Annotated in this window: 14 protein-coding genes; 2 read left to right on the forward strand and 12 right to left on the reverse strand. The window is 51.2% G+C overall.

The window, feature by feature from the left end; all coding sequences use genetic code 11:
- Nucleotides 1-26: 26 nt before the first annotated feature.
- Nucleotides 27-1,547, forward strand: coding sequence for an ABC transporter substrate-binding protein (locus FJQ58_RS12210; protein ID WP_139993729.1), 1,521 nt, complete (start codon nt 27-29; stop codon nt 1,545-1,547).
- Nucleotides 1,548-2,017: 470 nt separating this feature from the next.
- Here FJQ58_RS12210 and FJQ58_RS12215 read toward each other — a convergent pair whose 3' ends face one another.
- The 12 genes from FJQ58_RS12215 to FJQ58_RS12270 form a co-directional block, all read right to left on the reverse strand.
- Nucleotides 2,018-2,221, reverse strand: coding sequence for a hypothetical protein (locus FJQ58_RS12215; RefSeq protein WP_139993731.1), 204 nt, complete (start codon nt 2,219-2,221; stop codon nt 2,018-2,020).
- Between the two features lie 190 nt (nt 2,222-2,411).
- Entirely contained in the window at nt 2,412-3,521 is a 1,110-nt protein-coding gene (gene thiO, locus FJQ58_RS12220) for a glycine oxidase ThiO (RefSeq protein WP_139993938.1), read from the reverse strand.
- A 27-nt stretch (nt 3,522-3,548) separates the two neighbouring features.
- A complete protein-coding gene (locus FJQ58_RS12225) occupies nt 3,549-4,328 on the reverse strand; it encodes a thiazole synthase (protein ID WP_139993733.1) in 780 nt (259 codons plus the stop codon).
- Nucleotides 4,329-4,332: 4 nt separating this feature from the next.
- Complete coding sequence (gene thiS / locus FJQ58_RS12230; RefSeq protein ID WP_139993735.1) at nt 4,333-4,533, reverse strand: sulfur carrier protein ThiS; 201 nt, start codon at nt 4,531-4,533, stop codon at nt 4,333-4,335.
- Nucleotides 4,534-4,540: 7 nt separating this feature from the next.
- The gene (gene thiE, locus FJQ58_RS12235) at nt 4,541-5,161 is read right to left on the reverse strand and encodes a thiamine phosphate synthase (RefSeq protein ID WP_139993737.1); all 621 of its coding nucleotides are present in this window, start codon (nt 5,159-5,161) and stop codon (nt 4,541-4,543) included.
- Between the two features lie 20 nt (nt 5,162-5,181).
- The gene (locus tag FJQ58_RS12240) at nt 5,182-6,195 is read right to left on the reverse strand and encodes a ThiF family adenylyltransferase (RefSeq protein WP_238404015.1); all 1,014 of its coding nucleotides are present in this window, start codon (nt 6,193-6,195) and stop codon (nt 5,182-5,184) included.
- A 55-nt stretch (nt 6,196-6,250) separates the two neighbouring features.
- The gene (locus tag FJQ58_RS12245; RefSeq protein ID WP_139993741.1) at nt 6,251-7,261 is read right to left on the reverse strand and encodes an ABC transporter substrate-binding protein; all 1,011 of its coding nucleotides are present in this window, start codon (nt 7,259-7,261) and stop codon (nt 6,251-6,253) included.
- 28 nt (nt 7,262-7,289) lie between these two features.
- Nucleotides 7,290-8,042: an ABC transporter permease gene (locus tag FJQ58_RS12250; protein ID WP_139993743.1), complete on the reverse strand. Its 753-nt coding sequence runs from the start codon at nt 8,040-8,042 to the stop codon at nt 7,290-7,292.
- A complete protein-coding gene (locus FJQ58_RS12255; protein WP_139993939.1) occupies nt 8,039-8,854 on the reverse strand; it encodes an ABC transporter ATP-binding protein in 816 nt (271 codons plus the stop codon). Before FJQ58_RS12255 ends, FJQ58_RS12250 begins: the two co-directional genes overlap by 4 nt.
- A 5-nt stretch (nt 8,855-8,859) precedes the next feature.
- A complete protein-coding gene (gene tenA, locus FJQ58_RS12260; protein ID WP_139993745.1) occupies nt 8,860-9,546 on the reverse strand; it encodes a thiaminase II in 687 nt (228 codons plus the stop codon).
- Nucleotides 9,547-9,549: 3 nt separating this feature from the next.
- The gene (locus tag FJQ58_RS12265; RefSeq protein WP_139993941.1) at nt 9,550-10,845 is read right to left on the reverse strand and encodes an acetylornithine deacetylase; all 1,296 of its coding nucleotides are present in this window, start codon (nt 10,843-10,845) and stop codon (nt 9,550-9,552) included.
- A 790-nt stretch (nt 10,846-11,635) separates the two neighbouring features.
- Nucleotides 11,636-13,294: an AraC family transcriptional regulator gene (locus FJQ58_RS12270; protein WP_139993747.1), complete on the reverse strand. Its 1,659-nt coding sequence runs from the start codon at nt 13,292-13,294 to the stop codon at nt 11,636-11,638.
- Between the two features lie 190 nt (nt 13,295-13,484).
- On the opposite strand from FJQ58_RS12270, the gene FJQ58_RS12275 reads away from it, so the two are divergent.
- On the forward strand, nt 13,485-14,696 hold the full coding sequence (locus FJQ58_RS12275) for an aspartate aminotransferase family protein (protein WP_139993749.1): 1,212 nt from the start codon (nt 13,485-13,487) through the stop codon (nt 14,694-14,696).

Here is a 14,696-nt window from a genome sequence, read left to right on the forward strand (position 1 = left end):
CGATCAAGGCAGAATGGAGAATATGGATGCAAAAGTGCTCTAGATACAAACGTATCTTCATGACCATCAGTATCATACTGCTGCTCTCAGCGTACTCAACCGGCTGCTCCCGACCGCCGAGCAGAAATATCGATAATATCGATTATAGCGAAACCGTAAATCTGATCTACTACACAATTGGAGAGCCCGACAAGGATCTGAAGCTTGTAAATGATAAAATCAATGAAATCACAGCTCGCAAAATTGGCGTGACGATCACCTATATCAAGGTTGGCTGGCAAGAGTATGAAGATCGGCTGAATACCCTTATTTCCGCAGGAACTCCGTTCGACATTGCTTTTGCATCCAACTATGCAACTACGACAATGCGCGGCGCATGGCTGAAGCTTGATGATTATCTTACGAGTCTAGGCAAGGATCTGTACAACACCGTTGACCCTATCTTTTGGCAGGGGGTACAAATGAATGACGGAGGCATCTATGGCGTTCCGACCAATAAAGAGCTTGCCGTGCGTGATCATTGGATGTACCCTGCTTCCATCGTAAAAAAGTACAATATCGACATTTCCAAATACAATACGCTGGAATCGCTTGAACCGTTGCTTCAGATGATTCAGCAGAAAGAGCCTGCTTACATCCCTATGGAATTAGATCGGGATTCGCATAATTTTTTCGCTCTTTATGGCTACGAATATATAGTAAACAATAAAGTACCCTTAATGGTAAAATCTCTGGATGCTGACGCTAAAGTTGTGAATATCTTTGAGACCAAGGAAGCTCGGCAAATATTAGACACATTAAGACGTTACTATAAGGAAGGCTTTATAAACAAAGACGCCGCGCTGCGGGAGCCTGGCGGACTTAAGCGCGGGGATAAGGTATTCTGGAAGTCCTCCGGCGGCGGCCCCATCTCGGAGACGACATGGAGCAAGGATCGCGGCTACAAGGTCGTATCGAATCCCGTCACCCCCAATATCGTTACCACGGAGTCCGTTCGCGGGGGAATCATGGCTGTAAATGCCAATACCCAACATCCCATTGAGTCTATTAAGTTTCTGAACCTGCTCAATACCGATCCCGAACTACGAAACTTATTTAATTATGGCATTGAAGGGGTACATTACAGGCTGAGCGAAAATGGGCAGGCGATCCCCATTCCCGGCAAAGATAGCGAAGGCAATCCGATCGCGGATGCGCCAGCAAGCTATGCAGGCGTACAATATACGCAGGGCAACTGGTTTATCCTGAGAACTATGGGCGGCGATAACCCGGAACCCCTTGATAAATGGGAGCAATTCCGTAAAAACAATGCTGATGCAGTCAAGTCTACCGTACTCGGCTTTACTCCTGATTTATCCAATCTGGCGGCCCAAGTGGAAAACATCGAGATGATTTGGAAAAAATACTATCCAAGCCTCATGACTGGCACTGTCGATGTTGATGCGATCCTCCCCAAGTTTAACGAGGAGCTTAAGCAAGCAGGCATCGAAGAAGTACAGAGGGAAACACAGAAGCAGTTGGATGCGAGGCGCGGCAGCAAGAAGTAAGCTTTATAGCAGCTCTTATTGTTCTTGTTGCTCTTGCACCCCGTTAACGAACCGGGAACCTTCCCTCGTATCCATTCCATAGCAGCAATCAGTATCTCGCGTTGATTCTATTCAAGCCAGCGTACGGTTTGGCTATATTTTGAAGATTTCTCCATCTCGGGGGGCTCTGTCTCACTCACTTTAGTATGACTTCAATCCATTTTTAATTTAGCTGGAATTTTTCCCGCTATTTTAAGGGATTTCAGGATTTTGAGGCATTTAGTTGCAATTTCTCCCGTTAATCCCAGGTCTAAAGCAGAAAACACCTAAAAACGATTGAATTAACGGGAGAAATTCCCTTTATTTCATATACTCAGCAAAGAAAGCAATTTTAGCGGGAGGAATTCCCTCTAAATCATAACCATTCTTAACCATCTCCCCCTCAAACGGATGTAAGCAACGCATATCGATATTCTCTTCAGTTCGTTTATTTAAAGATATTGCAGTATGGCTTGAAACACACCATCCGCATCTGCATTAATGCTCCCAAGCGTAGTTACTGACTCAATTGTTATAGAAATCGGAGAATCGTTAGGTACATTTTTAGTTACATCTTCGGATGCGTTTTTAAGTAAATCTTTGGGCACATCATCGATCATATCCTTAGGCATAGCCTTGAGTGCATCCTTAGGCATAGCCTTGAGTACATCCTTAGGTACTTCTCTAATTACAGCTTCCAAGTGGAGTTGGCATGCACTTCTCTTAAAAAAACTCAAGTGGTCTCAAAGGCCGCCCATTGGCTATCCAAGCAAAATTAACGAGAAAAGACCCTCATCACTAGATGAGGGCATAAACGGATCGATTATAAGAGCTACCTATTTGAGACTAGCCGAAGCGACTCGGTGAAAAAGCTTGATGAAAGGCCGCATGCAGCTTGCTTGCAATATAATCAGCCGCCAGCAGCGCAGTCACCGGACTAAGCAAAATACCGTTACGGTAATGTCCCACGGCAAGCACTACCCTGCTCGTTTCCGGTACTGGTCCGATTAGGGGGTAGCCGTCCTGCGTCGCTGGTCGAAGGCCTGCCCAGCTGTGAAACGGCGTTTGGTCCTGCAGAAAAGGAAACAGCTGCTTGTTCCAGTTTTGGAGGCGGGTAATGCCCTTCTCGGTAACTGCTGTGTCGTAACCCGCTACGTCCTCTGAAGCGCCGCAGACCAGCGTGCCGTTTGCTTTGCCAACCAAGTAGCCTTGATTGCAGAAGACCATATGCGAAACCGGCTGAGCATCTACCTCGTAAGCACAAATCTGCCCGCGAATCGGATAAACGGGAATGTTCATCTGAAAGGTATCCGATAGCTGCTGAGCCCATGCACCGGAGCATACGAGCAACTGGTCTCCCTCGAAGAAGCGCCCATCCGCAGCACGAACAACCGCTTCGCTCTTCCATTCCACAATTTCAAGCTGTTCCAGCTCCTCATAAATGTGCACACCGAGTCTTCGGCATGCTGCCTCAAGCGCACGCACATAGTGGGGAGCATAGATATGGCTCTCTTCGGGCGTATACAACGCAGCTCTTGCATCGCCTGTCAGCATCGGCTCCATTCGGTGCAGTGCGGCACCTTCCACGATAGAACCGGAAGAACCGTATTCCCGCTGCCATAACAGCCTGCCTTCCAGCGCCAGCAGGTCGGCATCATGATATGCCACGTATAAGCTGCCCGACTCCGTATATTCAAACGACTGGCCGGAAATCTCCCGGACTGTCCTCTGCCACTCCGGGTAAAGCTGCAAGCTCTCCAAACAAAGCTGAAAGAAAGCATCGGGGCCCTCTACATTCTCCGAGTAGGGAGCCAGCATGCCCGCAGCCGCTCCTGAGGCTTGCCCGCCGCAGCTCTTTGTCTCCAGCAAGACGGCTTGGTAGCCCCGCCTTTGCAGCTCAAGCGCGCAGGACAATCCGATAATGCCTCCGCCCAAAACGATAATTTGTTCCTTCATTGACATCCCATCGCTCCCGTAAATCGGTTATTTCAATTTAAAAGCTTCAAGCCCGCTGCTTGCCGAGGCATACTTTTTCTTCCCAATCCGACCTGCCAAATAGGATAGACGCCCAGCTTCGATGGCAAGGCTCATCGCTTTCGCCATCCGCACCGGGTCCTTCGCCTTCGCTACAGGCGTGTTCATCAGGACTCCGCTCACCCCAAGCTCCATCGCCTGCGCGACATCGCTCGCCGAACCAAGTCCGGCATCCACGATAATAGGAACGTTAGCCTCCTCAACGATTAAACCGATGTTATAAGGATTCAGGATGCCTAGGCCCGTACCGATTGGCGACGCGCCGGGCATGACCGCCGCAGCGCCCGCTTCCTCCAGCCGCTTGCAGATGACTGGATCATCCGAAGTATAGGGAAGCACCGTAAAGCCTTCCTTCACTAATAGTTCAGTTGCCTTCAGCGTTTCAATTGGATCGGGCAGCAATGTGCGCTCGTTGACGCTAATCTCAACTTTAATCCAGTCACTGAGACCGGAAGCCCGCGCCAGCCGTGCAATCCGGACGGCTTCTTCCGCTGTTCGGGCGCCTGAAGTATTCGGAAGATAAACATAATTCTCTCCTTCCAAATGCTGAAGAATGGAATCATCCTCCGTCGCAGCTAAGTTGATTCGTCTAATTGCAAAAGTAAGCACCTCGGCACCAGACGCCTTGATTGCTTCCTTCTGCACATAGGGATTAGGAAATAGTCCGGTGCCAATAAAAAAACGGGAGGTCAGCGTGCGACCGCCAATGACCAAAGCATCTGTCTGCATCCGTTCAGCCTCCTCCTACGAAATGAACCAATTCAATCTTCATGCCCGAATATACGGGCGTATCCGCCCACTGCTCCGCGGTCAGCACGTTGCCATCCGCCTCCGCAACGACCGGCTTCCCAGACAGTCCCAGCTTCTCGATCACGTCATAAACCGTGCGAACCTGCTCCAATTGCTGATTTTCCCCATTAATTACAAGGTCCATATGCTCACTACCCTCTCTCCAGCTTCCGAATAAAGGCCTCGCAGGTGCCTTTCACATCCGCGCTGCCTACAATTTCGCTAACCGCGCAAATCCGGGTTGCTCCCGCTTGAATAACCTCATCCACGTTATGGAGCTTAATGCCGCCAATCGCCACGAACGGAATATTCACTTCCTGCACGACCTCGCGCACGTATGCAATCGTGACAGGATCAACGACATCAACCTTAGTCGCTGTCGGATAAATGGGACCCACCCCGATATAGTCGGCTCCCTGCTCCTGCGCAAGAAGCGCTTCCTCGATGGCATGGGTTGAGATGCCAATGATTTTAGTGCCGACGAGCTTTCTCGCTTCAAGGAGAGGCACATCGCCTTGACCCAAATGAATCCCGTCCGCATCCACTTCCATTGCGATATCGATATAGTCATTAACGATAAAGGTTACGCCATATTTCCGGGTCAGCTCTCTAAGCGCCCTTGCCTTCTCCAATATCGCTGCTTTGTCGCCTGACTTGTCGCGCAGCTGAATAATATCAACTCCGCCGAGAATCGCTTCCTCCATAACCTCTACCAAGCCGCGGCCGGGATGGAATTGCTCGCCGGTAATGGCGTACAATCTGAAATCCTTCATCGGTTCCTCACTCCTCCGTATTAAAGCCCGATATAGCGGGCGTATAAGGTTTTTGCGCGTACAAAATCATCCGTGCCTTGCACAAGCACCCGCCCATCGGCAAACAATACGAGCCGTTCGCCCTCCGGTAGCTCGGCCTTCAGCAGGAACGGATTCAGGCTTACTTTTACCGCTGCCTGCGCAAGCCGATCCCGCCACAAAACCAGATCCAGCGAACCGATGCCCGCCATTTGAATGGTCTCCCGTCCGCACAAGGACAAAACCGTGTTTTCCGCGTCCGGCTCCAGAGCTGGGTATTCCTTCAACTGGCAGCAGGGACAGTTCTTATCCGGCTCGCCCAGCTTCATCTCGAAATATTGATTTTGCCAGATATCAAACGTAACGAGGCTTTTTCTTCTTTTTTTCTCGTCTCCGACCAAATATTTCATGGCTTCAACGGCTTGATAGGAAGCGACCATATCAACGATAGGTGCAATCACTCCAATCATATCGCAGGTTTGGCCGCCGGAATCGCCTGTTTTGATAAAGCAGCGCAGGCAAGGCGTCTGCCCTGGGACGAAGATCGCGCTCATTCCCCGCGAACTGACCGCCCCTCCGTACGTAAACGGGATACCGAACTTAAAGCATGCGTCATTGAGCAGAAAACGGGTCTGGAAGTTGTCTGTCCCGTCCAGTACCAGGTCCATGCCCTCTAGCAAAGCCTCAATATTAAGGGCGGTTACATCGGCAACAATCGCTTCTACTCGAATGGAAGAATTGATTTTCTTCAGCTTCTTCTCCGCTGCCACCACCTTCGGGTACACTTGCTCCACGTCATCCTCGTCAAACAGCATTTGCCTTTGCAAATTACTTTTCTCCACGTAATCGCGATCCACAAGCCTCACATGCCCAACTCCTGCGCGAACCATATGGTTCGCCAGCACCGTTCCAAGTGCCCCCATGCCTACGATGCAGACCGCGCTATCCATCAGCTTTCGCTGCCCAGCCTCGCCAATCGGCGCAAAAAGCATTTGTCTTGAATACCGTTCCTCCACTTCACCAGCTCCTTCCCGCACAACCTTGATGCACAATACTTCTATTTGTATTCCATTATAGATTACGGAAAGCATCCTCTGCCTTAAGCTCTTTCTTTAATTGCCCATGCTTGTTCAGCCAGTCGATAACCGCGTTCCAGGACTCCTCCGTTTGCGAGCCAAACGGCTCTGAGCCCGCATCCATGAGCGGCAGCAAAATATCCAAGCTTTGCTTCTCGATCTCAGCATCCAGCGGAAAATTCTCATTTTGCGAGTCAAGCAGATTTTGCAAGGATTGCTCCGGATGGTCTACCGTGTATTGCTGGCCTTTGGCAGCCGCTTCGATAAATTTCTTGAACGCCGCGCTTTTGCTCTCTAGGCCTGCTTCGCTTGCTGTAAGCACAAGCTCGTAATAATCGGGAACGCCATACGCAGAAGGATCAAATGCGGCGAGCTTCATGCCCTCTTTCTCCAGCAGCGGCTTCTCATGGTTGACATAACCGCCAATAATCGCATCGACCTTACTCGTTGTCATCGCCGGAATAAGGTCCCAGCCGATATCGACATAATTCAGCTTAGCCGGATCGCCGCCATCCGATTCCACCATCGTGTTTACAATCAACTGATCGAGCGGAATCGACGGATATCCGATTTTTTTGCCAATGAGATCTTTCGGGCTTTGAATGGCTGCTGAATCCAGTGCAAACAATCGGTTAAGCGGATGCCGCACGATCGCCGCCACAGAAACAATTGGAATGTCCTCGGCACGGGAGATCGCAACCTGCATCTGGTAGCTGAGCGCCAGATCCGCTTTGCCTGTAGCCACTAATTTTAGCGCGTCATTCGTATCGGCCGGCGTTTGGAGCTTGACCTTAAGGCCCGCTTCTTTAAAATACCCCTGCTCCTCCGCCGCATAAAGGAAGGAATGCACCGCATTCGGATACCAGTCGAGCAGTACGGTAAGCTCCGTTTCGGCTTCCGCCGCCGCTTTCTCTTCATTATCGGAGCCGCATGCAGCAAGCGTAGTCAGGACAAGTGCAAAAACAATTGTAAATCCAAAATGTCTTTTCCATTTATTTAAGCTCATTGATTGGTTATTCCTCTCTTATTTGCAATTAAGATTGGCGCCGCGACAAGCTGGCCTTCTCCAGCCACTGGGCGGTCAGAAACAATAAAATCCCCATTGCCGATAGAAGCAGCACGCCTGAAAATACAGCGTCGCCCCGCAGCAAACTAGATGCCCGCTTCGTATACATCCCAAGGCCAGCCTCGCCGCCCAACCATTCTCCGAGCGTTGCGCCGCCTACGCTGATCGTTGCGGCCATCTTCAGTCCAGTGAAAAAGCCGGGCAGCGCCGACGGCAGCTTCCACTTGAAGAACAGGTCGCGCCGACGGGCTCCCATCGACCGCATGACCTCACCTATACCGGTATCGGCCGAGCGAAAGCCATCCGCCGTGTTGACCGCAATAGGAAAAAAAGTGAATAAAATAACGACAGCCACCTTGCTCCATATCTCATAGCCGAACCACATGACCATGATCGGTGATAAAGCGATGATCGGAATGGTTTGGGAGGCGACAATGAGCGGATACAGTGTTTTCTTAGCTAAGCTTGAGCTTTCGATGCAAATCGCCGCAAGCGTTCCAAAAACGATCGATATGGCTAGCCCGAGCAGCGACTCTCCCAATGTAACTGCAAAGTGTTTGCCAAGCAGCTCACGATTGTCCCAAATCGAAACCAGTACGTCCGACAGCTTCGGAATAATGTAATGCGGAATCGCCAGCATTCTCGTTGCGGCCTCCCATAGGAGCGCCAGCAGCAAAACAAAGATTAGGATGGGCAGGCTAGACCGTAACCGTCGTTTCATTGGCCTGTTTCCCCCATTCCGCCCGTTCCTCTGCCAAGAAGCTCAAGCGTCTGTCTTTTCAGCGCGGCAAAAGAATCTTCCAGCACCGTATGGTAGGTTCGCGGCCTTGGCAGCGAAATCACGAGCTCCTTAAGCGAAGAGACCGGCGATTCCGTCGCGATGAGCACCCGATCCGACAGCAGCAGCGCCTCATCGATATCATGGGTAATAAACAAGATCGTTTTACGGTGCTGCTCCCATAGCTGAAGCAACCATTCCTGCATGCTGATCCGCGTCATCGCATCTAATGCGCTGAACGGCTCATCCAGCAGCAGCAGGTTACCGCCTCCAAGCATCGAGCGCAGGAAGGATACGCGCTGGCGCATGCCGCCCGACAGCTCATGCGGACGCTTCCCCTCCATTCCTGCGAGCCCAAAGGCTGGCAGCAGCTCCAGCACGCGCTGCCTCGCTTCGCGTTTTCGAACCCCAGCCAGCTCAAGGCCAAGAGCTGCATTATCGAGCACGCTTCGCCACGGCATTAGGCTGTCCCGTTGCGGCATATAACCCATGCGCCCAGCGCTTGAGCTTGTGCCAAGCATTTCTCCCTCTGTCGAGCCTAGGCTCACGCTCCCTGCTTGCGGGCTAAGCAGCCCTGCCAGCAGCCGAAACAGCGTTGTTTTGCCCATGCCGCTTGGTGCAAGGAAAGATACGAATTCTCCTTCGCGTATATCGAAGCCTAACCCTTTGAACAGCGGAGCGCCTTCTTCAAAGGCGTAGGTAAGCCCCTCTACTGACAAGGCCAATGAACGATCGGTCGCTGCAAGCGGCAGCATGTCGCTCAAACCGGCCACTCCTCTTGCCGATTCGCCATGTCCCAAAACATATATTCGAATTTGGACGTAACGACGAACAGCTCTTCGAGACGGGCGAGCTCCCGTTCAGGCAAATCCTCGGCCAGCCTGTCCATCAGTCCGATCGTCCACTCCGTAAGCTCTCCAAATTCCTCCGAGCTGTACATCAGAATCCATTCGCGATAAAGCGGATGGTCCAGCGCACCCGGGTGCGTCGCAAACGTTGTCCCGATCTCGCGGTAGCTCCACATGCACGGAAGCAAGGCTGCGACCACCTCCGCAAGCGAGCCCTGCCCGGCATCCAGCATATACTTCGTGTAGGCTATCGTTGTCGGTGCAGGAACGGTAGCCTCCAGCTCATCTCTTGCGATGCCGAAGCGCTCGGCATACTGGCGATGAAGCTCCATCTCTACGTTGAGCGTCGAATGCAGCAGCTCGGCGAACTTTCCCATCGTCTCCAAATCGCGGGCCTTGATGCTCCCTAAAGCGAACATTTTGGCATAATCGATCAAATAAACATAATCCTGCTTCATATAATAAATGAACCGTTCCAGTTCTAGCGTCCCATCTCTTAAGCCTGTCAGGAACGGGTGGGCATGGCATTTCTGCCATACCGGCTGAACCGACTGGTAGAGCCTCTCACTAAAGCTTCCAACTGCCGTATCTACTCCCATTTGCTAGCACCTCTCGCTTTCCGATTTTGGTTGATTGCACCAATCCGCGATAAAGGCAATCATTACCTTGACGTAATGGATGAGCTCGCGAAGCTCGATGCTTTCATCCACCGCATGTGCATGGCGAAGCTCTCCTGGACCGTAAATAACAGTCGGTATGCCAGCTCTTCCCAGCCATCCCGCATCCGTGACGCTCGGGCTCATCCCTACTATAGGCGCTGTACCAAGCTGCTTGGCATGGGCAGCAGCAAGCGTCTTCAGCCCTTCCCCTTCTTCATCCAGCGTGAGCGACGGGAATATCTCGCCCCGTTCCTCCAGCATGGACCTTCCGCCCCAGCGAAAAGTTGGGGGATGGTCACGCAGCCATGGATCGGCTTCGGCTACCTTGAGCAGATGGCTCTCGATTTCAGCAGCCACCGATTCATAATCCTCGTCAGGGTAAAAATGAACCGTGATCCATAACGCGCATTGATCGGCAATAAATGCCGCATGCCGGCCGCCTTCAATGACCGCCGGATTGATCGTGTTCGAGCCTGCCGGAAAGCCTGGATAGGACTTCGTAACCGCCCAGTGCCGCTCAAGCTCCTGCAGCCCATCGATCAGCTTAACCATTTTTTCAATGGCGCTTGCTCCCCGGATGCCGCCACCGGCATGAATCATCCGCGAACGCAAGCCGTCATGGTACGTAACCGGACTCTTCACGGTAACCCACCCGGTGATCACGCCGCCTTGCCCTTGAATGGCAAGATGGCTTGTGTCAGCAACAATGGCAAAGTCGGCGCTGCAGCCCCTTTCCGTACAGGCTCTCGTTCCCGCCTCGCCGGCTTCCTCGCCAATGACCGATTGGAACAGCAGGTCGCCCTTCAGCTCGGCGCCGCCCTCGTTCAGCAGCCTGATTGCAAACAGCAAGGCCGCCAATCCGCCTTTCATGTCTGCGGTTCCCCGCCCGTACACTCTCCCTGCCTCAAGGGTCAACTGGAACGGATCATACAGCCACTCGGCATCACTGCCAACCTCCGCTACATCCATGTGGCCGTTAAGCAGCAGGCTCCGGTAAGCTTCCCGCTGCGTTCCCCGTTTAATCCCTGTAACATTCGGGTCGCCGGGATATACCTCCCATAGCTCTGTCTCAAATCCGCAAGCGTCTAGCTGCTCTCGAGCGAATCGCTGCGCCTCTTGCGTGTTGCGCGCCGGAGGGCTTACGGTCGGATAAGCGACCAGCTGCGACAGCAGGGCAAACAGCTCCTCCTGCCGGTCTTCAACCTGCTGCTGAAGCCTTTCAATTAACGCTTCCTGCATCATTTCTGTTTCCTCCCATTCACGGAAAACAGGTGCGGGCAATAGAAAAAAACCATTCGAGAATACACGAATGGTTACGATTCGATACGTTCTCTACGCCAGCATTACCTGGTTCAGATTAACGGTCAGGGACAAAAGGGCCCCTATCTCAGCCGGACTAGATCCAGCACCCGTACTCCATATGAAGTTAAAACAACTATAGCCTATGCTTTTGCAATTGGCAATACGAATCTGATCAGGTTTCTCAACCTTCTGCGCAGCTAGACAACCGCTTTTTCATTTGAATCCTCATAGAGTAAACCTAAAAAAGCATCAAAAAGGACCCCGCTTTCTCATTTTTCCTGTTTGCCTTTGCCTACGCTTATCGCCCAATCATTTTGAGCGAATTTATCCGATCTCCTTATGATTTAAAAGGAAATTCTCCTTCTCATTTCATGATATTTGATTTTCATTGGCATATAACTGGATTCCCTCCTGTTAATTCCAAGCGAATAGTTGAAAATCCAGAGAAACAACTAGATTAACAGGATAAATTCCAGCTATTTTAATTGCCGAGCGAATAGCACTATTTTAACGGGAGAAATTCCAGCTATTTCAAAAATCACTTCGAACAACTGAGCAGGTTCCAAAAAAAATCGAGTGGAACGCAGCGGATACCGTTATCATCATAAGTTAGCTCTATATCGTTGGCTTCTCGCTTGCCTTCCAAGCTTTCGGTTTTGAATTTGTTGATAGAGAAGCTGCCTCATAACCTACCGCTTCGAAAATTCGCTCGCAACAGGGAGGCTATCTATTTATTTTGCACGCATAACTGCGTAACACGCACCTCATCCAACATTCGCTCATGATGCAGCGCAGAATATTCGCCGGCCGGGAATTCAAACCAAGAAAAGCCCGGCAAATAGGATACCATGCGGTGCTTGACGGCGCGCAAGCTCTGCCAATATCCGGACGCAAGCAAGCCTCTCCACGTCGCCTCGGACGCTGCATCCTCATTGACGCTCAGCATTATGTGATCCGCATGGAAATCCTCCAGTTGATGGGGCAGTACCGCTTGCAGCCATGGATCTATCATGCCAAGGCGATAAGGAGTCTTTAGCTGCAAATCATCATAGAGCACCGTCGCTGCACGACGTCCGACTACAGAGATGCGTGTTCCTGCTATTTTCAAAATGAGCACAACCGACTTCTTGACCGCAGCCTGCAGCTCGCGCCGCACCAGCTCCGCTTTCCAATCATAGTTGACCAGCCAGTTTTCTGCCTCTTTGGACTTGTCTGTAAAATCCGCGACAAGGCGCAAATGCTGGCGCCAATCTGCCACGGACCACGGAATAAGCAGAAGCGGCGCGATCTGCTCAAGCTTCTCTCTCACCTCTGCCGGAATAAGATAATCCAGGCCGATTATGCACTCCGGACGTGCTTCTTTTAACGCAGCCAGATTAAAATCATGATCATGGCTAAGCGGCACAACGACGTCCGTTTGGTACCTTTTGCGATAATAATCGTTCCAATATTGATCGATTGGCGCCGCGTAAGGCATGATTTGGAGCGGCAAAAGCTGTCCGATATTCGCCCAGCTGTAAGCTGCTACCTTACGAGAGCGGTTGCGCCAGTACAAGTTAGGAGTAATTCCGACCTGCTTCTTAAAAATACGACTGAAATAAGCAGCATTATGATAGCCTGCTTGCTCCGCAATATCGTGCAAAGAAAGTTCCGGCTGATCAACCATTAGCCGCTTCGCTTTGCCAAGCCGGAGCTCCGTTACATATTCCAGTACGCTTTTTCCGTACTTTTCCTTGAATATCCGCATAAAGTGGAAACGACTGAGTCCGACAAGTGCCGCTAAATCATCGATTTTAATATCTTCCGCATACCGTTTCTCCAGCTCCGCTCTTGCCAGTTCGAGCATGCTTGTTGGCGAATGCGCAGAACCAGCCAGCGATAATCCGAGCAGCTCATAAAGCCCAGCATTTCCGTATAAACGGTCGATGGCATTGCCGCTTCTCCAGTAGCGGTCAATCTTTTGGCTTTTTTCCATTGCGCCCGCGGCAGGCGAGAGCTTGTATACACCGAGAATAGCCTGCAGCTCCTCGTAGGCTTGTTCACCGTCCATCAATTCCTCAGCCTGCTTGGAGGAACGCATTCCGCCCGCCTCAAAGGAGAGGATAACAATTCCAGTACCCGTCGCATTACACGATGTCACTTCAATCTTCTGCGCTGTCGAGCACACGCAAACGATTCCCAGATGCAGCGGATAATGGCTGCCGTCGATCATCACTTGCCCGTAATTGCCCTCCGCTATAATCAAGAGAAAATGATTCTCGTGCCCGCTATAACGAGGGAATGACCGATCTTGGCCATGGACTCTTTCTATATGTTTCAGCTTCAGCCACAGGTTTTCAAACCGCTGGTCTGCCATTGTTTCCTTCAGACGTTCCAATCCATCCATTCCTGCTTCACCATCCCTATTGCATGTTTACGGCTCATCGTTACGTTGGCCTTGCGTGCAATCTTACATTTACTGCTGTTTATATTCTAATTGATAATCGTTATCATTGCTAATTCATTTTTTAAATATTGAATAATTAATCGTTTTGTTGTATATTTATGCAATGAGATGAATATTCGGGAGGCTAGTCATGATTCAGACTGAAAAATCAATTACGTCGTCTTTATTGGAACAAGCGGAGAAATCCGTATTATTTACGGCACAACGCCCAAACCTCGTTATGGAACGCGGGCAGGGCATGTACTTATGGGATACGGATGGGAACCGTTATTTAGATTTTGTTGGCGGGTGGGCCGTTGCAAGTCTGGGGCATTCCCCTGCTGTGCTGCAGGAGGCGTTGTCTCGTCAATCCGGAACGCTCGTCCATGCTAGCCCCGGCTACTTCAATCGTCCAATGATCGAGTTTGCCGAGCTATTGACCAGCGTTAGCGGAATGGATAAGGCTTTTTTCGCCAGCAGCGGGGCTGAGGCGAACGAGAGTGCCATCAAGCTCGCAAGAAAACACGGATCCGTTAATCTTGGAGGAGCCTACGAAATCATTACGCTCACGAACAGCTTTCACGGACGCTCGCTCGCGATGATGTCGGCGACTGGCAAAGAACAATGGAAAGAGCTCTTTGCACCTAAAGTTGACGGCTTCAAGCATGTCCCGATCAATGATCTGGATGCCTGCTTTGCTGCCGTAAACAATCAAACATGCGCGATCATGGTCGAGCTTGTGCAAGGGGAAGGCGGCGTTCATGCCGTCGATGAGGCCTATTTGTACGGACTTCGCAAAATATGCGATATGTATGGGATGCTGCTTATTTTCGATGAGATTCAAACGGGGCTAGGCAGAACCGGCAAGCTCTTCGCTTATGAGCATTACGGCATTCAGCCTGATGTCATGACGCTTGGCAAAGGCATTGGCGCTGGATTTCCGTTGTCGGCTATGCTGACCAAGAGCAAATATGATTTGTTCAAGCCAGGGGATCAAGGGGGCACTTATACCGGAGCTCCGCTTGCCATGGCTGTAGGCCACGCCGTGCTTACCGAGCTTCTGGAGCGGAATCTTGCGGGCAACGCGGACATTCAGGGAAAATATTTGGTTCGGGGCTTGCAGGAGCTCGGAAGCGATTATCCAATAACCAACATCCGCGGAAAAGGGCTGCTCCTGGCGTTTGATACACCGGCAGGAACAGCTGCCGAGCTTGCCGCTATCTGTCTTCGCATGGGGCTGCTGATTAATACGCCTAATTCTTCTACGGTACGTCTTGTCCCGCCGTTAATTGTCTCGCAGCAGGACATCGATCAGATGCTGAGCATTTTGCGTCGCGCTTTCGGCGAGCTTTCTGCTCGTTAG

The organism is Paenibacillus paridis (assembly GCF_006345825.1).
GTDB lineage: Bacteria > Bacillota > Bacilli > Paenibacillales > Paenibacillaceae > Pristimantibacillus > Pristimantibacillus paridis.

Bases quoted from the DNA above. Each gene is read 5' to 3' on its own strand.
- FJQ58_RS12275 (WP_139993749.1), top strand. From the start codon at position 13,485: ATGATTCAGACTGAAAAATCAATTACGTCGTCTTTATTGGAACAAGCG.
- FJQ58_RS12210 (WP_139993729.1), top strand. From the start codon at position 27: ATGCAAAAGTGCTCTAGATACAAACGTATCTTCATGACCATCAGTATC.
- tenA (WP_139993745.1), bottom strand. From the start codon at position 9,546: ATGGGAGTAGATACGGCAGTTGGAAGCTTTAGTGAGAGGCTCTACCAG.
- FJQ58_RS12265 (WP_139993941.1), bottom strand. From the start codon at position 10,845: ATGCAGGAAGCGTTAATTGAAAGGCTTCAGCAGCAGGTTGAAGACCGG.
- thiS (WP_139993735.1), bottom strand. From the start codon at position 4,533: ATGGACCTTGTAATTAATGGGGAAAATCAGCAATTGGAGCAGGTTCGC.
- thiE (WP_139993737.1), bottom strand. From the start codon at position 5,161: ATGAAGGATTTCAGATTGTACGCCATTACCGGCGAGCAATTCCATCCC.
- thiO (WP_139993938.1), bottom strand. From the start codon at position 3,521: ATGAAGGAACAAATTATCGTTTTGGGCGGAGGCATTATCGGATTGTCC.
- FJQ58_RS12270 (WP_139993747.1), bottom strand. From the start codon at position 13,294: ATGGATGGATTGGAACGTCTGAAGGAAACAATGGCAGACCAGCGGTTT.
- FJQ58_RS12225 (WP_139993733.1), bottom strand. From the start codon at position 4,328: ATGCAGACAGATGCTTTGGTCATTGGCGGTCGCACGCTGACCTCCCGT.
- FJQ58_RS12245 (WP_139993741.1), bottom strand. From the start codon at position 7,261: ATGAGCTTAAATAAATGGAAAAGACATTTTGGATTTACAATTGTTTTT.
- FJQ58_RS12215 (WP_139993731.1), bottom strand. From the start codon at position 2,221: ATGCCTAAGGATGCACTCAAGGCTATGCCTAAGGATATGATCGATGAT.
- FJQ58_RS12255 (WP_139993939.1), bottom strand. From the start codon at position 8,854: ATGCTGCCGCTTGCAGCGACCGATCGTTCATTGGCCTTGTCAGTAGAG.
- FJQ58_RS12250 (WP_139993743.1), bottom strand. From the start codon at position 8,042: ATGAAACGACGGTTACGGTCTAGCCTGCCCATCCTAATCTTTGTTTTG.